The sequence below is a fragment of the Micromonospora sp. WMMD712 genome (assembly GCF_029581295.1).
GTDB lineage: Bacteria > Actinomycetota > Actinomycetes > Mycobacteriales > Micromonosporaceae > Micromonospora > Micromonospora carbonacea.
The window spans coordinates 493,918-510,715 of the sequence record NZ_CP120743.1 but is presented as its reverse complement, the minus strand read 5'-3'; the positions used below and the strand labels follow the sequence as shown (position 1 = coordinate 510,715).

Annotated in this window: 13 protein-coding genes; 3 read left to right on the top strand and 10 right to left on the bottom strand. The window is 73.6% G+C overall.

The features are described from left to right. Nucleotides 1–40 precede the first annotated feature (40 nt). Complete coding sequence (locus O7633_RS02025) at nucleotides 41–421, top strand: YccF domain-containing protein (RefSeq protein ID WP_282325650.1); 381 nt, start codon at nucleotides 41–43, stop codon at nucleotides 419–421. Nucleotides 422–497: 76 nt separating this feature from the next. Here O7633_RS02025 and O7633_RS02020 read toward each other — a convergent pair whose 3' ends face one another. The 6 genes from O7633_RS02020 to kdpF form a co-directional block, all read right to left on the bottom strand. Next, the gene (locus O7633_RS02020; protein WP_043963474.1) at nucleotides 498–1,184 is read right to left on the bottom strand and encodes a response regulator; all 687 of its coding nucleotides are present in this window, start codon (nucleotides 1,182–1,184) and stop codon (nucleotides 498–500) included. Further along, nucleotides 1,181–3,805: a DUF4118 domain-containing protein gene (locus O7633_RS02015; RefSeq protein WP_282325647.1), complete on the bottom strand. Its 2,625-nt coding sequence runs from the start codon at nucleotides 3,803–3,805 to the stop codon at nucleotides 1,181–1,183. The genes O7633_RS02020 and O7633_RS02015 overlap by 4 nt, the downstream gene beginning before the upstream one ends. 80 nt (nucleotides 3,806–3,885) lie before the next feature. Continuing rightward, the gene (locus O7633_RS02010) at nucleotides 3,886–4,767 is read right to left on the bottom strand and encodes a potassium-transporting ATPase subunit C (RefSeq protein ID WP_278134983.1); all 882 of its coding nucleotides are present in this window, start codon (nucleotides 4,765–4,767) and stop codon (nucleotides 3,886–3,888) included. After that, nucleotides 4,767–6,953, bottom strand: a complete 2,187-nt coding sequence (gene kdpB / locus O7633_RS02005; RefSeq protein WP_282328448.1) for a potassium-transporting ATPase subunit KdpB — start codon at nucleotides 6,951–6,953, stop codon at nucleotides 4,767–4,769. The genes O7633_RS02010 and kdpB overlap by 1 nt, the downstream gene beginning before the upstream one ends. Nucleotides 6,954–6,985: 32 nt before the next feature. Further along, complete coding sequence (kdpA, locus tag O7633_RS02000) at nucleotides 6,986–8,641, bottom strand: potassium-transporting ATPase subunit KdpA (protein ID WP_278134982.1); 1,656 nt, start codon at nucleotides 8,639–8,641, stop codon at nucleotides 6,986–6,988. Beyond that, nucleotides 8,641–8,730 carry a K(+)-transporting ATPase subunit F gene (kdpF, locus tag O7633_RS01995; RefSeq protein ID WP_278134980.1) on the bottom strand — a complete coding sequence of 30 codons (90 nt, stop codon included), beginning with the start codon at nucleotides 8,728–8,730 and terminating at the stop codon, nucleotides 8,641–8,643. The genes kdpA and kdpF overlap by 1 nt, the downstream gene beginning before the upstream one ends. A gap of 519 nt (nucleotides 8,731–9,249) precedes the next feature. On the opposite strand from kdpF, the gene O7633_RS01990 reads away from it, so the two are divergent. Both O7633_RS01990 and O7633_RS01985 read left to right on the top strand, forming a co-directional pair. Continuing rightward, complete coding sequence (locus tag O7633_RS01990) at nucleotides 9,250–11,790, top strand: alpha-L-arabinofuranosidase C-terminal domain-containing protein (RefSeq protein ID WP_282325645.1); 2,541 nt, start codon at nucleotides 9,250–9,252, stop codon at nucleotides 11,788–11,790. Nucleotides 11,791–11,812: 22 nt separating this feature from the next. After that, on the top strand, nucleotides 11,813–13,267 hold the full coding sequence (locus O7633_RS01985) for a family 43 glycosylhydrolase (protein WP_282325644.1): 1,455 nt from the start codon (nucleotides 11,813–11,815) through the stop codon (nucleotides 13,265–13,267). A gap of 124 nt (nucleotides 13,268–13,391) precedes the next feature. On the opposite strand, the gene O7633_RS01980 is transcribed toward O7633_RS01985, so the two are convergent. The 4 genes from O7633_RS01980 to O7633_RS01965 are packed head-to-tail and all read right to left on the bottom strand — an operon-like array spanning nucleotide 13,392 to nucleotide 16,552. Then, a complete protein-coding gene (locus tag O7633_RS01980; protein WP_278134974.1) occupies nucleotides 13,392–13,754 on the bottom strand; it encodes a hypothetical protein in 363 nt (120 codons plus the stop codon). Next, a complete protein-coding gene (locus O7633_RS01975) occupies nucleotides 13,751–14,614 on the bottom strand; it encodes an extradiol ring-cleavage dioxygenase (RefSeq protein ID WP_074476092.1) in 864 nt (287 codons plus the stop codon). The genes O7633_RS01980 and O7633_RS01975 overlap by 4 nt, the downstream gene beginning before the upstream one ends. A 16-nt stretch (nucleotides 14,615–14,630) precedes the next feature. Then, the gene (locus tag O7633_RS01970) at nucleotides 14,631–15,431 is read right to left on the bottom strand and encodes a citryl-CoA lyase (RefSeq protein WP_278134970.1); all 801 of its coding nucleotides are present in this window, start codon (nucleotides 15,429–15,431) and stop codon (nucleotides 14,631–14,633) included. After that, nucleotides 15,416–16,552, bottom strand: coding sequence for a CoA transferase (locus tag O7633_RS01965; protein WP_282325643.1), 1,137 nt, complete (start codon nucleotides 16,550–16,552; stop codon nucleotides 15,416–15,418). Before O7633_RS01965 ends, O7633_RS01970 begins: the two co-directional genes overlap by 16 nt. Nucleotides 16,553–16,798 lie beyond the last annotated feature (246 nt).

The window sequence follows — 16,798 nt, the reverse complement described above, 5'->3', positions numbered from 1 at the left end:
CGCCCGACCGCCGGTGGCGGACGTCGGTCATGCTCGAAGGGTGATTCGCTTTCTGTTGAACGTGTTGTGGCTCGTCTTCGGCGGCGGGATCGTGCTGGCCCTCGGGTACGGGATCGCGGCGCTGATCTGCTTCGTGCTGGTCGTCACGATCCCGTTCGGCGTCGCGTCACTGCGCCTGGCCAGCTACTCGCTGTGGCCCTTCGGGCGGACGGTGGTGCCGAAGCCGGGCGCGGGCGTCGGCTCCGGTCTGGCCAACGTGCTGTGGGTGGTGCTCGCGGGCTGGTGGCTGGCCCTGTCGCACATCGTCGCCGGCGTCGCCCTCTGCGTCACGATCATCGGCATCCCGTTCGGGATCGCCAACTTCAAGCTCGTCCCCGCCGCGTTCTGGCCCCTGGGGCGGGAGGTCGTCGACACGCCGTAGCCGCCGGTCGCCGGCCGGCCCCGAGGAGCGCGACGCCGCCGAGCCGGCGGCCCGGCAATGACCTGCGCCGTCGGGGTCAGGGGCGGTAGCGGTAGCCCATGCCCGGCTCGGTGATCAGGTGCCGGGGCCGGGCCGGATCGTCCTCCAGCTTGCGCCGCAGTTGGGCCATGTACTGCCGCAGGTAGTTGGTCTCGTTCTGGTATTCCGGGCCCCACACGTCGTGCAGCAGCTGCCGCTGGCTGACCAGCTTGCCAGGGTGGCGCAGCAGCTTGTCGAGCACCGCCCACTGGGTGGGGGTGAGCCGCACCGGCGCGCCGTCGTCGCGGGTGACGGTGCGGTCGACCAGGTCGACCGTGTGCCGCCCCACGCGCGGGGCCGGGGTCGCGCCGTCCGCCGACGGCGCGGCGAGGCGGCGGGTGACGGCGCGGATGCGGGCGAGCAGTTCGTCGACGCCGAAGGGCTTGGTGACGTAGTCGTCGGCGCCCGCGTCGAGGGCGGCGACCTTGTCCTCGCTGCCGGCCCGGCCCGACAGCACGATGATCGGCACGCTCGTCCACCCGCGCAGGCCCCGGATCACCTCCACGCCGTCGAGGTCGGGCAGCCCGAGGTCGAGCACCACCAGGTCCGGCGGGTGGGCGGCCGCGGCCTTCAACGCGGCCGTGCCCGTCTCGGCGACCCGCACGTCATAGCCGCGGGCGCGCAGGTTGATCCGCAGGGCGCGCAGGATCTGGGGCTCGTCGTCGACGACGAGGATGCGGCTCATTCCTGCGGCCCCTCCGGCTCACCTTGTGCTTGCGACTCCTGCTGCGCTTGCGGCTGACCCCGTTCCCCGGCCTCCGGCGGCCCGGGCCGACCCGGCGGATTGGCGGCGGGCAGGCGCAGCACCATGGTCAGCCCCCCACCGGGGGTGGTCTCGGGGGCGATGGTGCCACCCATGGCCTCGACGAGGCCGCGGGACAGGGCGAGGCCGAGGCCCACCCCGGTCTGGTTGTCACGGTCGCCGAGGCGCTGGAACGGCAGGAAGACGTGCTCCCACTGGTCGGCGGGGATGCCGGGGCCGGTGTCGACCACCCGCAGCTCGACCTGGCCGGCGTGGGCGCTGGCGGCGACGGTGGGCGGCCGGCCGGGCGGGCTGTGCCGCAGGGCGTTCGCGACGACGTTGACCAGCACACGTTCCAGCAGCCCGGGGTCGGCCCACGCGGCGGGCAGGTCGGCGGGGAGGTCGGTGCCGACGTCGGCGGCGGCCGGGCCGAGCTCGTCCAACGCCCGGGGCACCACGTCCTCCAGCCCGACCGCGGTGGCGGTGACGCCGAGCGCGCCGGCCTGCAACCGGCTCATGTCCAGCAGGTTCGCCACCAGCCGACCCAGCCGGTCGAGGGACTCGTCGGCGGTGGCGAGCAGCTCCTCGCGGTCGTCGGCGTCGAACTCGACGTCGGGGCTGCGCAGGCTGCTCACCGCCGCCTTCGCCGACGCCAGGGGCGTACGCAGGTCGTGGCTGACGGCGGCGAGCAGCGCGGTGCGCATCCGGTCGGCCTCCGCGAGGGGCCCGGCGGCGGCGGCCTGAACGGCGAGGCGTTCCTGCCGCAGCGCGACGGCGGCCTGGGCGGCGAACGCCTCGACGACGCGCCGGTCGGCGGCCTCCAGCCGCCGGCCGGACAGCACGACGGTGAGCGTGTCGTCGACGGGCACGGCTGTCTCCCCGGCGTCGGGGCTGCCGGCCGGGGCGTCCCCGACGCTGGCCACCACCCGCCAGGCGGCCCGGTCGCGGGCCCGGTCGGGGCGGCCCCGCGCCTCGTCGACCAGCTCCAGGACGCTGACCGCGCGCAGCGCGAACGTCTCCCGCAGCCGGTCCAGCAGGGCCGGCAGCGGGCGCTCGCCGCGCAGCACGCCGCCGGCCACGGTGGCGAGGGTCTGCGCGTCGGCGGAGGCCCGGGCGGCCTCCCGGGTGCGCCGGGCGGCCACGTCGACGACCCAGCTCACGGCGACGGCGACGCCGACGAAGACGCCCAGCGCCAGCAGGTTGTCGGCCTCGGCGATGGTCAACGTGCGATACGGCGGGGTGAAGAACCAGTTGAGCAGCAGCGACCCGCCGAGGGCGGCGACCAGCGCCGGCCAGAGGCCCCCGACCAGGGCCACCCCCACGACCCCGGCGAGGAACAGCAGGATGTCGTTGGTGAGGGTGAGATCCGGCAGAGTGCGCAGCGCCAGGGTGAGCGCCGGCATGCCGAGCGCCGCGAGGGCGAAGCCGAGCAGCCTGCGCCGCCGCGACAGGGCGGCCGGCGTGGCGGCGGCCCGCCGGCCGCGCCCGGCCTCGGGGTGGGTGACCAGGTGCACGTCGATCGGCCCGGACAGGGCGGTGGTGGTGACGCCGACGCCCCGGGAGAAGAGCTGGGCGAACCGGCCCCGCCGGCTCGCGCCGAGCACGAGCTGGGTGGCGTTGACACCCCGGGCGAAGTCGAGCAGCGCCGCCGGGACGTCCGCGCCGAGCACCTGGTGGTAGGTGCCGCCGAGGCCCTCGACGAGGACCCGCTGGCGGGCCAGCCGGGCGGGGTCGGCGCCGGCCAGGCCGTCGCTGCGGGCGACGTGCACGGCCAGCAGGTCCGCGCCCCGGCCCCGGGCGGCGATCCGGGCGGCGCGGCGGATCAGCGTGTCCCCCTCCGGCCCGCCGGTCAGGGCCACGACGACACGTTCGCGGGCCTCCCAGGTGTCGGAGATGCCCTGCTGGGCGCGGTACGCGCCGAGCTGGTCGTCGACGGTGTCGGCGAGCCAGAGCAGGGCCAGCTCGCGCAGGGCGGTGAGGTTGCCGACCCGGAAGTAGTTGCCGAGGGCGGCGTCGATCCGGTCGGGGCCGTAGACGTTGCCGTGGGCCATCCGCCGGCGCAGCGCCTCCGGGGTCATGTCGACGAGCTCGACCTGCTCGGCGGCGCGGACGACGGCGTCCGGGACGGTCTCGCGCTGGGTGGTGCCGGTGATCCGGGCGACCACGTCGTTGAGCGACTCCAGGTGCTGGACGTTGACGGTGGTCAGCACGGTGATGCCGGCGTCGAGCAGCTCCCGCACGTCCTGCCAGCGCTTGTCGTGGCGGGAACCGGGCACGTTGGTGTGGGCCAGCTCGTCGACGACGGCGACCTCGGGGCGGCGGGCCAGCACGCCGTCGAGGTCCAGCTCGGTGAGCTGCACGCCCCGGTGGGTGAGGATCCGCCGGGGCACCTGTTCGAGGTCGCCGACCATGGCGGCGGTGTGCGGGCGGCCGTGGGTCTCGACCAGCCCGATCACCACGTCGGTGCCGCGCGCGGCCCGCCGTCGGGCCTCTTCGAGCATCGCGTACGTCTTGCCGACGCCGGGCGCGGCCCCGAGGTAGACGCGCAGCTCTCCGGTGGGCACCGTGTTCCTCCTTCCGTGGGTCGACGTCGTCCGGGCGGGCATCGCCGGGCGGGCCGGCGGTGGTCCGCCCCGGCGAGGGTTCACCGAGCGGGGAACCACCGGTCGAGGGCGAGGTTCAGCTCCAGCACGTTAACGCCGGGCTCGCCCAGGAAGCCCAGCGCCCGGCCGGTGGTGTGCGCGGCCACCAGCCGCCGGACGGCCGCCGGGTCCGCGCCGCGCTCGCGGGCCACGCGGGTGACCTGGAGTTCGGCGTACGCGGGGCTGATGTGCGGGTCGAGGCCGCTGCCGCTGGCGGTCACCGCGTCGGCGGGCACGGCCGGGTCGGCCGGGGCGTCGCCGCGCACCGGGACGATCACCGCCCCGGCCGCGACGTAGTCCTCGCCGGGCCGCGCCAGCTCCACCGCGACGCCCTGCCAGGCTGCCACGAACGGGGTGGCGGGTGCGGTCTGGTTGACGCTGACGACCCGGGTGACCGGGCCGGTGAACCCGTCGCGGTGGAACACGCCGAGGACCGCGCCGACCCCGTCGACGGTGCAGTACGGCCTCCGCCCGTCCACCCCGTTCAGCGCGCCGACGGCCCGGCTGCGGGCGCAGACCCGGGTGAGCAGGCTCGCCGACGAGTCGGCGGGGTCGGCGGCCAGGGTGTCGACGACGCTCTCCGGGCCGAGGTTGCTCGCCGCCGTGGCGGTGGGATCGTAGCCGTCGCCGGCCGCCGAGGGGCGGGACTGGAAGTAGCGCGGGACGGGGTCGCCGTCGGCGTCGGTGAACGCCTGGCCGATGACCGCGCTGCCGACGGTCCGGCCGCCGGCGGTGACGAGCGATCCGTCGGCGCGGGCGTCGAGGCCGGGCAGCCGGCCGGCGGCGACCAGGGCGAGCGGGTACGCGAGGCCGAGCAGGGCGGTGAGCACGAGCAGGGCACGCAGGGCGGCCAGGTGTTGGGCGAGCCAGGTGGGTAGGCGCATCACGAGATCCCCGGGACGAACTGGACGAGCAGGTCGATGAGCTTGATGCCGACGAACGGCACGACGATGCCGCCGAGGCCGTAGACCAGCAGGTTGCGGCGCAGCAGCGTCGTCGCCGCCGCCGGCCGGTAGCGCACGCCCCGCAGGGCCAGCGGGATGAGCGCGACGATGACGATCGCGTTGAACACGACGGCCGAGAGGATCGCGGACTCCGGGCTGGCCAGCCGCATGACGTTCAGCGTGTCCAGGCCCGGGTAGATGCCGGCGAACATGGCCGGGATGATCGCGAAGTACTTCGCGATGTCGTTGGCGATGGAGAAGGTGGTCAGGGCGCCCCGGGTGATGAGGAGTTGCTTGCCGATCTCGACGATCTCGATGAGCTTGGTCGGGTCGGAGTCGAGGTCGACCATGTTGCCGGCCTCCTTCGCCGCCGACGTGCCGGTGTTCATGGCCACCCCGACGTCGGCCTGGGCCAGCGCCGGGGCGTCGTTGGTGCCGTCACCGGTCATCGCGACCAACCGGCCGCCGGCCTGCTCGCGCCTGATCAGGTCGAGCTTGTCCTCCGGCGTGGCCTCGGCGAGGAAGTCGTCGACGCCGGCCTCGTCGGCGATCGCCTGCGCGGTGCGGGGGTTGTCGCCCGTGATCATGACGGTGCGGATGCCCATCCGGCGCATCTCGTCGAAGCGCTCCCGCATGCCCGGCTTGACCACGTCCTTGAGGTGGATCACGCCGAGCGCCCGCGCCGGTGCGCCCCGGACGTGCTCGGCCACCACGAGCGGGGTGCCGCCGAGCCCGCTGATCTCGTCGACCACCCGGCCGACCTGCTCGGTGGGGTGGCCGCCGTGCTCACGGACCCACTTCGTCACGGCTGCCGCCGCGCCCTTTCGGACCCGCCGGGCGGGACCGGTGGCGTCGCCGTCCGGGGCGAGGTCGACGCCGCTCATCCGGGTCTGGGCAGTGAACGGCACGAACGTGGCGTGCGGCACGAGGCCCGGTTCCCGCTCCCGCAGCCCGAAGGCGTTCCTGGCGAGGACGACCACGGACCGGCCCTCGGGGGTCTCGTCGGCGAGGCTGGACAGTTGGGCCGCGTCGGCCAGCTCGGCGGCGTCGACCCCGTCGACGGGCCGGAACTCGGCCGCCTGCCGATTGCCGAGGGTGATGGTGCCGGTCTTGTCCAGCAGCAGGGTGTGCACGTCACCGGCGGCCTCGACGGCCCGGCCGCTCATGGCCAGCACGTTGCGCTGCACCAGGCGGTCCATGCCGGCGATGCCGATCGCCGAGAGCAACGCGCCGATGGTGGTGGGAATGAGGCAGACCAGCAACGACACCAGCACCACGCCGCTGACGCCGGCGTCGGTGATCGCGCCGGTGTCCGGCGCCGCGCCCTGGTAGCCCTTCGAGAAGACGGCGAGGGGCTGGAGCGTGACCACGGCCAGCAGGAAGATGAGGGTGAGCGCGGCGAGCAGGATGTTGAGCGCGATCTCGTTCGGCGTCTTCTGCCGGTTCGCGCCCTCGACCAGGGCGATCATCCGGTCGACGAAGCTCTCCCCCGGCCGCTGGGTGATCCGCACGACGATCCGGTCGGAGAGCACCCTCGTGCCGCCGGTGACGGCGCTGCGGTCGCCGCCGGACTCCCGGATGACGGGGGCGGACTCGCCGGTGATGGCCGACTCGTCGACGCTGGCGATGCCCTCGACGACGTCGCCGTCACCGGGGATGATCCCGCCGGCGCGGACGAGCACGACGTCGCCCTGCCGCAGCTCGGCGGCGGGCACCGCCTCGTCCCGGTAGGCGTCGGCGGGCGCGCCCGCAGACCAGCCGACCAGCCGGGTGGCGATGGTCTCCTGCTTGGCCCGGCGCAGGGTGGCGGCCTGGGCCTTGCCGCGCCCCTCGGCGACGGCCTCGGCGAGGTTGGCGAAGACCACGGTGAGCCAGAGCCAGCCGGTGATGGCCCAGGCGAAGACCGAGGGGTCGGTCACGGCGAGCACGGTGGTGAAGGCCGCGCCGAGCTCCACGATCAGCAGCACCGGGTTGCGCCACAGGGTGCGCGGGTCGAGCTTGCGCAGCGCGTCCGGCAGGGCGGCCAGGAGCTGCCCCGGGTCGAGCAGGCCGCCGCCGGCCGGGTTGCCCCGGGTGGCGGGCGTGCCGGCGGTGCCCGCGTCGGCGGTGCCGTGCGGTGCCGGCATGGACGTTGTCATGTCCTTCTCTCTCATGGTGGTCACAGCCCCTCGGCGAGGGGGCCGAGCGCGAGGGCGGGCAGGAAGGTCAGCGCGACCAGAATCACCGTGACGCCGACGACCATCCCGACGAACAGCGGCCGGTGGGTCGGCAGGGTGCCCGCGGTGGCGGGGGTGGGCGCCTGGCGGGCCAGGGCGCCGGCCAGGGCGAGCACGAAGATGATCGGCAGGAATCGGCCCAGCAGCATGCACAGGCCCAGGGCGGTGTTCCACCACGGGGTGCCGACCGTGATGCCGGCGAACGCGGAGCCGTTGTTGTTGCTCGCCGAGGTGAACGCGTAGAGCACCTCGGACAGGCCGTGCGGGCCGGCGTTCAGGGCCGTCGAGTCGTTGCCGGTGGCGAAGGCAGCCGCCGTCCCGGCCAGCACCAACGCCGGGGTGACCAGGAAGTACAGCGACGCGAGCTTGATCTCCCGTGCGCCGATCTTCTTGCCCACGTACTCCGGGGTCCGGCCCACCATCAGGCCGGCGACGAAGACGGTGATCACCGCGAGGACCAGCATCCCGTAGAGGCCGGAGCCGACACCGCCGGGCGCCACCTCGCCGAGCATCATGTTGACCAGCGGCATCATCCCGCCCAGGGCCGTGTACGAGTCGTGGAACGAGTTCACCGCGCCGGTGGAGGTGAGCGTCGTCGCCGCGGCGAAGGTCGCCGAGCCCGACACCCCGAAGCGCACCTCCTTGCCCTCCAGCGCCGCCCCGACCGCCTGGGGCACCGTGCCGTGGCCGGCCAGCTCGAAAACGTTGGTCAGGGCGACGCTCGCCACCGCCAGGATCGCCGTGACCGCGACGATGGCGTACCCCTGCCGGTGCTGGCCGACCATCCGGCCGAACACCCGGGGCAGGCTGAACGGGATCACCAGGAGGAGGAAGATCTCCAGCCAGTTCGTCCAGGCCGTCGGGTTCTCGAACGGATGGGCGCTGTTGGCGTTGTAGAAGCCGCCGCCGTTGGTGCCCAGCTCCTTGATCACTTCCTGGCTGGCCACGGGCCCGCCGGTGATCGTCTGGGTCCCGCCGGTGAGCGTGGTGACGTCGGTGCCGGCGGAGAGGTTCTGCACCACGCCGCCGAGCATCAGCACGAGCGCCCCGAGCACCGCCACGGGCAGCAGGACCCGCAGCACGATCCGGGTCAGGTCGACCCAGAAGTTGCCCAGCTCACCCGTGCGGCCCCGGGCGAACCCGCGGACCAGGGCGACCGCGACGGCGATGCCGACGGCGGCGGAGACGAAGTTCTGCACCGCCAGCCCGGCCATCTGCACCAGGTGGCCCATGGTCGACTCGCCCGAATACCACTGCCAGTTCGTGTTGGTCACGAACGACACGGCGGTGTTCCACGCGCCGTGCGGCACCACCGGGGCGAAGCCCAGGGACAGCCACAGGTGGTCCTGCACGCGCTGGAACGCGTACAGGAAGAGGATCGAGACGGCGGAGAAGGCCAGCACCGCGCGGGCGTACACGCCCCAGGTCTGCCCGGCGGCCGGGTCGACCCCGACCAGGCGGTAGACGACCCGCTCGACGCGGGCGTGCCGGGTGCCCGCCACCACGCGGTACAGGTGGTCGCCGAACGGCCGGTAGGCGGCGGCCAGGGCCGCCACGAGCGAGAGCGCGGACAGCGCGCCGGCTGTCGTCGTGGTCATCAGAACCGCTCCGGGAACAGCAGGGCGATCACCAGGAGCACGCCCAGGCCGATCGCCAGCACCAGGCCGACGGCGTTGACGGCGTTCACAGCTTCTCCACGCCCCTCACCAGGAGGGCGAGCGCCGCGAACAGCGCCACCGTCACCAGCACGTACCCCAGGTCGGACACGGTCGTTTCCTCCTACCGGACACGGTCGCCGCGACCGGGCCGGCCGCGCCGGGCCATCACATCCCGCCACGCGGCGCGCGGACAGGGGCCATAACGCGACCGTGACGGCGGCGGGCCGTTTCTTGACGCCGTTTTCACGCGGACCGGTCGCGGCCGTGAGGGCGGTCACCCCCGCCGGGCCGGAGCCGTCGCGCCGGCGCGGCCCGACGGGGAGGCGGCAGGGTGACCGCCCGGTCGCGCAGCGCCACGGAGCGGACGCTGAGCGCGGGAAAACGCGCTCCGGAGGTACTTCCCGGTAACCCGGCTATTGACCGGTTTTCATCGGCCCGCAATACTCCCCCGTGTTAGCGCTCACATCCAATTCCGTCCGGCCGGGGCGCGGCGCGTCGGGCCCCGGCCACGGCGCGCCCGGGGCGGTGCCGATGTCCAGGAGGCACACATGTTCCGACCGCACCCACTGCTCGGCCTCGCGGCGGCCGCGCTGGTGGCCACCACCGTCGCCACCGCCGCGCCCGGCCTGGCCAGGACGCCGGCCCCGCAGCCCGAATACACCATCACCGTCGACCCGGCCGCCGCCGGCACCCCGATCAGCGACTCCATGTACGGGGTGTTCTTCGAGGACATCAACTTCGCCGCCGACGGCGGGCTCTACGCCGAGCTGGTCCGCAACCGCTCCTTCGAGTTCGGCCCGGCCGACAACCGGTCCTACACGCCGCTGACCGGCTGGACGCCCACCGCCGACGCCGGCGGCGTCGGCACCGCGTCCACGGCGGACGACGCCGCCCGGCTGCACGAGCGCAACCGCACCTACCTGCGCCTCGACCTCGACAACCCCGGCGGCGGCCGGTACGGCGTGACGAACGCCGGCTTCACCACCGGGATCGCGCTGCGCGCCGGCGGCGCGTACGACTTCTCGGTCTGGGCCCGCACCGACGCCGCCGCCGGGACCCCCCTGACCGTCACCCTGCACGACGCCGCCGGCCGGCCGCTCGCCGCGCCCCTGACCCGCGCCGTGCGCGGCGACCGCTGGACGAAGTACACCGGGACGCTGAAGGCGACCCGCACCACCGACGCCGGCCGGCTGTCCGTGCGCGCGGGCGGCACCGGCGTCCTGCGGCTGGACATGGTCTCGCTGTTCCCCCGCGACACCTTCCGCAAGCGCCCCAACGGCCTGCGCCGCGACCTCGCCGAGAAGATCGCGGCGCTGAAGCCCGGCTTCGTCCGCTTCCCCGGCGGCTGCCTGGTCAACACCGGCAGCATGTCCGGCTACGACGCCGCCTCGAACTGGCCCCGGGCCCGCTCCTACCAGTGGAAGGACACCGTCGGCCCGGTCGAGACCCGCGCCACCAACGCCAACTTCTGGGGCTACAACCAGTCCTACGGCCTGGGCTACTACGAGTACTTCCAGTTCGCCGAGGACATCGGCGCGATGCCGCTGCCCGTCGTGCCCGCCCTGGTCACCGGCTGCGGCCAGAACCAGGCCACCGCCGACGAGGCCCTGCTGCAACGCCACATCGCCGACACCCTCGACCTGATCGAGTTCGCCAACGGCCCGGCCAGCTCCACCTGGGGCCGCCTGCGCGCCTCGATGGGGCATCCCCGGCCGTTCGGCCTGACCCACCTCGCCGTCGGCAACGAGGAGAACCTTCCCGACGCCTACTTCGCCAACTTCCAGAGGTTCCGCGCCGCGATCGAGGCGGCGCACCCGGGGATCACCGTCATCGGCAACTCCGGCCCCGACGACGCCGGCGCGACCTTCGACCGGCTCTGGCAGCTCAACCGCGACGCCGGCGTCGACATGGTCGACGAGCACTACTACAACAGCCCGGCGTGGTTCCTGCAGAACACCACCCGCTACGACTCCTACGACCGCGCCGGCCCGAAGGTCTTCCTCGGCGAGTACGCCTCGCAGGGCAACAAGCTGGCCAACTCGCTGGCCGAGGCGGCGTACCTGACCGGCCTGGAGCGCAACGCCGACGTGGTGCGGATGGCCTCGTACGCGCCGCTGCTGGCCAACGTGGACAACGTCCAGTGGCGGCCCGACCTGATCTGGTTCGACAACGACGAGTCGTGGGGCTCCACCAGCTACCAGGTGCAGAAGCTGTTCATGAACAACGTCGGCGACCGGACCGTGCCGAGCCGGGTCACCGGCCCGTCCACCGCGCCGACGCCGATCACCGGCGGGATCGGCCTGTCGACCTGGGCCACCTCGGCGACGTACGACGACGTGCGGGTGACCACCCCCGACGGCACGGTGCTGTTCGCCGACGACTTCTCCGCCGGGGCCGACGCCTGGACGCCGCTGGCGAACCGGGGCTCCTGGTCGGTGGTCGACGGCGCGTACACCCAGTCGGACACCGGCGCGCAGGACACGCTGGTCAGGGCCGCCGACGTCACGGCCAGCGACTACGACCTGACGCTCAAGGCCCGCAAGAACGCCGGCGCGGAGGGCTTCCTCGTCGCGTTCGGGGTGAAGGACTCCGGCAACTTCTACTGGTGGAACCTCGGCGGCTGGAACAACACCCAGGGCGCGGTGGAGAAGGCCACCAACGGGGCCAAGGAGACCCTGGTCGCCAAGCCGAACCGGATCACCACCGGCACCACGTACGACGTGCGGGTGCAGGTGCGCGGCACGAAGGTCACGCTGTTCCTCGACGGCCAGGAGTGGGCCAGCTTCACCGACGACCGGGTGACCCGCACGTTCACCCAGGTCGTCACCCGCGACGACGCCACCGGCGAGCTGATCGTGAAGGTGGTCAACGCCCAGGACCGGCCCGCCGTGACCCGGGTGGACCTGGGCGGGCTGCGGGTGCGCGACCGGGCCCGGATGACCGTGATCACCGGCGACCCGGGCGAGCAGAACACCCGCTCGGCCGAGCCGATCCAGCCGGCCACCCGGACCGTCGGCGGCATCGCCGGCACGTTCACCCGCACCTTCGCGCCGAACTCCGTCACCTTCCTGCGCATCCGGACCAAGTGAGGTAGCCACGATGACGTACCCGATGAGCCGACGTGTCCTGCTGCGCGGCGGGCTGGGCGTGGCGGCGACCGGCATGGTCGCCGGGCTGTCCTCCGCGGCCACCGCCGGCCCCCGGCCGGGCGTGGCCCGCACCGACGCCGAGGTCTACGGCGTCACCACCGTCGACCCGCTGATCACCCAGCGCGCCGACCCGTTCATCACCCGCCCGGTCGCCGGGACGTACTACTTCACCGGCTCCGTGCCGGAGTACGACCGGATCGTCGTGCGCGGCGCGTCCACCATCGCCGGCCTGGCCACCGCGGCCGAGTCCGTGATCTGGCGGCGGCCCGCCAGCGGACGGATGGCCGGGCACATCTGGGCGCCGGAGCTGCACCGCATCGACGGGCGGTGGTACATCTACTTCGCCGCCGGGGACTCCGACAACGTGTTCCGCATCCGGATGTACGTGCTGGAGTCGGGGCTGGCCGACCCGCGCGACCCCGCCGGGTGGACGCTGCGCGGCCAGATCGCGACGGAGTGGGACGACTTCTCCCTCGACGCGACCACCTTCGCGCACGCCGGGCGGCGCTACCTGGTGTGGGCGCAGGCCGAGCCGGAGATCGCGGTCAACACCAGCCTGTACATCGCCGAGATGAACACGCCGTGGTCCATCCGCACCAAGCCGGTGCGCATCGCCACCCCGACGCGGGCGTGGGAGACGCAGGGCTTCGCGGTCAACGAGGGCCCGGCGGTGCTGGTGCGCAACGGGCGGGTGTTCCTGACCTTCTCCGCCAGCGCCACGGACGCCCGCTACTGCATGGGCCTGCTGACCGCCGACGCGGGCGCGAACCTGCTGGACAACCGGTCGTGGGTGAAGACCCCCGACCCGGTCTTCGCCACCTGGGAGCAGACCCGGCGGTACGGCCCGGGACACAACTCGTTCACCGTCGCCGAGGACGGGGTGACCGACGTCCTCGTCTACCACGCCCGCGACTACCGCGACATCACCGGCGACCCGCTCTACGACCCCAACCGGCACACCCGGGTGCAGCGGCTGTACTGGCACGGCGACGGCTCCCCGCTGTTCGGGGTGCCCGTGGGCGAGGGCGGCCCGTTCGTGCGCCTGTCCCCCGCCGACGCCCGCGGCGCGTTCGTGCGGCACTGGGAGTACGTGCTGCGGGTCGACTCCGGCGTGCGCGAGCTGGCCGACACCCAGTTCCGGTTCGTGCCGGGGCTGGCCGGCGCGGGCACCGAGTCGCTGCGGTCGGTCAACTTCCCCGACCGGTACGTCCGCGTCGTCGACGGGACCGTCCAGATCGTCCCGGTGGCGGCCGGCAGCCCCGAGGCGACCTCGGCGAGTTTCCGTCGGGTGCCCCGCGACGGCGGCGGGATCTCCCTCCAGCTCGCCGGCGACGCCACCGCGTACCTGCGGCACGACCGGGGCCGGCTGATCGTCGGGCCGGCGGCCGGGAACCGGACGACGTTCCTGCTGAGCTGACCGGCGCGTGGCGGTGGCCCGGCCGGGCCACCGCCACGACGCGCCACTGATCGACGTACCCGAATGGGCGGGGCCGGTCGGTGTGAGCGCGCACATGGCGGTTCCCGGCCGCCGCGCCGACCCGTCAGGTCGCGATGTCCGGGTACGGCAGGTCGAAGTGGGCCAGCCTTGCGGCGTACGCCTTCTGGTACTCCAGCGGCTCGGTGTTGTCCCGCTCGAACATGGCGATGAACAGCGTCAGGGTGAGGAACGGGTGGGCGCCCAGCTGGAACAGCGCGACGTGGTCGTGGGCGATCAGCGCGGCCCGCTCGGCCGGGGTGAACCGCAGCCAGGTGCTCGCCTCGCCGGTGTGGCAGTTGAGCACGGCGTTGGCCCGCTCGGCCTCCCACCACCGCACCAGGGCCTCCGGGTCGGCCCGGTAGCGCTCCACCAGCTCCGGGTCCCGGTCGACGGTGTAGAGGAACTTGTCCAGCAGGTATTTGCTCATGCCGGCGCTCCGTTCGGGTACCAGGTGAAGTAGGCCTCCATCGTGTGGAACAGGTCGAGGGTGTCGACGTGGTCGGCCTTCGCGCCCGCGCCCGCGACACCCATCATGAGCATGAAGTCCATGAAGCCGTGGGTGGCGTTGCCGGGGGCGTGCAGGCTGTCGAGGGTCACCTCCGAGAGGCAGCCGTCGAGGTCGCCGTTGGCGATCCACTCCACGGCCCGGCGGTCGAACTCGGGGTCGGGGCCGTGCGGGCCGAACTGGCGGGGCCCGCCGAGCTCCAGCGACAGGTGGCCGGTGCCGATGATCGCCACCCGCAGGTGCGACGGCCACGACTCGACGATCTCGCGGATGGCCTGGCCGAGCTGGACGAAGCGCTTCGGCTGCGGCAGCGGCGGGGCGAAGATGTTGGTGTAGATCGGCACGATCGGCAGGTCGGCCTCGGGGCGCAGCGTGACGATCGGGCAGGTGATGCTGTGGTCGATGCGCAGCTCGTTGCTGAACGCCAGGTCGAAGCCGGCGTCCAGGCCGGCGCGCAGGATGTGCCCGGACAGGTCCTCCTGGCCGGTGAGCAGCATCCGCGGCAGCCCGAACTCGCGTTCCTCGTTGTACCAGTTCGCGTCGTAGAACGGAGCCTTGCCGACGAGGAACTGCGGCATGTTGTCGAGCCAGAGCTGGTGGAAGTGGTCGGAGCCGACCATCACCAGGACGTCCGGCCTCGCCCTGGTCAGGGTCTCCCGGAAGGCGAGGATCTTGCTGACCCACTCGTCGGCGAAGGGGGGACGGTCCGCGCCGGTGGCGGTGCTGGCCCGGTAGTAGAACGGGTGGTGGGTGGAGGCGATCACCGCGACGACGGTGGCCATGGCGGCTCCTTGACGGTCAGCTCTCGGGTGGTTGGTAGACGGCGTTGCGGTCGACGGCGAGGTAGACGTCCATGCCGATCGGGTCGCGGCGCTCCTCGGCGAGGTGGCCGAGCAGCCCGGCGGCGCGGGCGAGCAGGGCGAAGCCGCGCAGCAGCTCGACGGGCAGGCCCAGGTCGGCCAGCGCCGCGCCGCACACGCCGGCCCCGTTGAGCGGCAGGGTGCGCCCCAGCACCTGCGGGTGGACCCGGCCGATGGCCTCGAACAGGCGCAGGTGCGGCCCGCGCAGGCCCTCCTCCTCGGCGATGCGGATCAGCACCGGCGTGCGCGGGTCCCGCTCCTTGTGCACCGGGTGGCCCAGCCCGGGAACGAGGCGCCTGTCGGCGCGGGCCCGGCGCACCGCGTCGAGGGCGATGGCGTCCCAGTCGTCGGGCCCGGCGGCGGTCCCCGCGGCGTCGCCGGCGGCGGAGAGGGTGTCGGCGAGGAAGCGCCCGCAGTCCTCGGTGACGCCGAGGAAGCGGGAGCCGCCGCCGAGCAGGCCGGCGGCGAGCGCGCCCTGGAGGGACTCCGGCGCGCTGAGGTACGTCAGCCGGGCGGCGATCGCGGTCGGGGTGAAGCCGTGGTCGGCGAGCGCCACCAGCACGGCCTCGAACACGCGCACCTCGCCCGGGGTGGGGCGGCGGCCGGCGACCAGCCAGTAGGCCAGCTCGCCGAAGCCGACCGAGCCCATCAGGTCGGCCGCAAGGTCGTGGCCGAGCAGCCGGATCGTGGTCGGGTCGGAGGTGCCGAGGGAGGTGGGGAAGCTCAGCTCGTCAGCCATGCGCGGATCTCCTCGCCGTGCTCGTCGAGACCCGGCGGCGGCAGCTCGTACCGGGCCGGGGTGTCGGAGAAGGTGATCGGGTTGCGGACGCCGGGCACGTCGCCGACGGTGACCACGGGGTCGAGGCCGAGCTCCTCGGCCAGGGCGACCCCGCCGTCGATGGTGTTGATCGGGGCGCAGGGCACCCCGGCGGCGAGCAGGTCGCGGAACCACTCGTCCTTGGTGCGCCGGGCCAGCCGCTCGACGAGGATCGGGCGCAGGGCCTCGCGGTGGGCGGTGCGGTCCTGGTTGCGGCCGAAGCGGGGGTCGTCGGGCAGGTCGGGCAGGTCGAGCACCTGGCACAGCTTGCGGAACTGCCCGTCGTTGCCGGCGATGACGATGAGCTCGCCGTCGGCGGTGGGCAGCGGCTCGTAGGGGAACAGGCTCGGGTGGGCGTTGCCCATCCGGAACGGCACGGTGCCGCCGGCGACGTACCCGCTGCTGTGGTTGACCAGGCCGGACAGGGCCGAGGAGAGCAGGTTGACCTCGACGTGCTGGCCGGTGCCGGTGCGGGCGCGGTGGTGCAGGGCGGCGAGGATGCCGATGCTGGCGTGCAGGCCGGCCATCACGTCGAACACGGAGATCCCGGCCCGGTAGGGCGGGCCGTCGGGGTCGCCGGTGAGGCTCATCAGGCCGGAGATCGCCTGGACCATCAGGTCGTAGCCGGGGTAGTTCGCGCCCGCGCCGGTGCCGAAGCCGCTGATGGAGGCGTAGACGACGCGGGAGTTGCCGGCGGCGACGGTGTCGTAGTCCAGGCCGAAGCGGGTCAGGCCACCGGGCCGGAAGTTCTCGATCATGACGTCGGCGCGGGCGGCGAGCCGCCGGGCGACGTCGAGGTCGGCGGGGTCCTTCAGGTCCAGGGCGATCGAGCGCTTGTTGCGGTTGATGCCGAGGTAGTAGGTGGAGACCTCGTCGCGCACCGGCGGCATCCAGGTGCGGGTGTCGTCGCCGGCCGGGCCCTCCACCTTGATCACCTGCGCGCCGAGGTCGGCCAGGAGCATCGTCGCGTACGGCCCGGCGAGGATGCGCGAGAAGTCCGCGACGAGGAGCCCGTCCAGTGGCCCCGAGCGTTGCTCCCCCATGACCCGATCACCCCTCCTCGACCGACAGGCGGACAGGCGTCCGCTGTTTCGCCAGTCTTGCCGCCCGCCGCGCCGCTGTCAACGGCTGCACGCTGGCAATACGCTGGACACATCGGGTGACCGGAATGCCGGGTAGAGGGTAGGGTGACCGGTACCGAAACATGTTCTTGACATGCCTCGTGGCCCGGAACACACTTGCGCCAATCGGCTCGCCGACCGCTGCACGGACATCCGTCCGCAGGATGG

Coding starts and splice junctions, on each gene's coding strand:
- O7633_RS02010 (WP_278134983.1), bottom strand. CDS start 4,767: ATGCGCCTACCCACCTGGCTCGCCCAACACCTGGCCGCCCTGCGTGCC.
- kdpB (WP_282328448.1), bottom strand. CDS start 6,953: ATGCCGGCACCGCACGGCACCGCCGACGCGGGCACCGCCGGCACGCCC.
- O7633_RS01965 (WP_282325643.1), bottom strand. CDS start 16,552: ATGGGGGAGCAACGCTCGGGGCCACTGGACGGGCTCCTCGTCGCGGAC.
- O7633_RS01985 (WP_282325644.1), top strand. CDS start 11,813: ATGAGCCGACGTGTCCTGCTGCGCGGCGGGCTGGGCGTGGCGGCGACC.
- O7633_RS01980 (WP_278134974.1), bottom strand. CDS start 13,754: ATGAGCAAATACCTGCTGGACAAGTTCCTCTACACCGTCGACCGGGAC.
- O7633_RS02020 (WP_043963474.1), bottom strand. CDS start 1,184: ATGAGCCGCATCCTCGTCGTCGACGACGAGCCCCAGATCCTGCGCGCC.
- O7633_RS01970 (WP_278134970.1), bottom strand. CDS start 15,431: ATGGCTGACGAGCTGAGCTTCCCCACCTCCCTCGGCACCTCCGACCCG.
- O7633_RS01990 (WP_282325645.1), top strand. CDS start 9,250: ATGTTCCGACCGCACCCACTGCTCGGCCTCGCGGCGGCCGCGCTGGTG.
- O7633_RS01975 (WP_074476092.1), bottom strand. CDS start 14,614: ATGGCCACCGTCGTCGCGGTGATCGCCTCCACCCACCACCCGTTCTAC.
- kdpA (WP_278134982.1), bottom strand. CDS start 8,641: ATGACCACGACGACAGCCGGCGCGCTGTCCGCGCTCTCGCTCGTGGCG.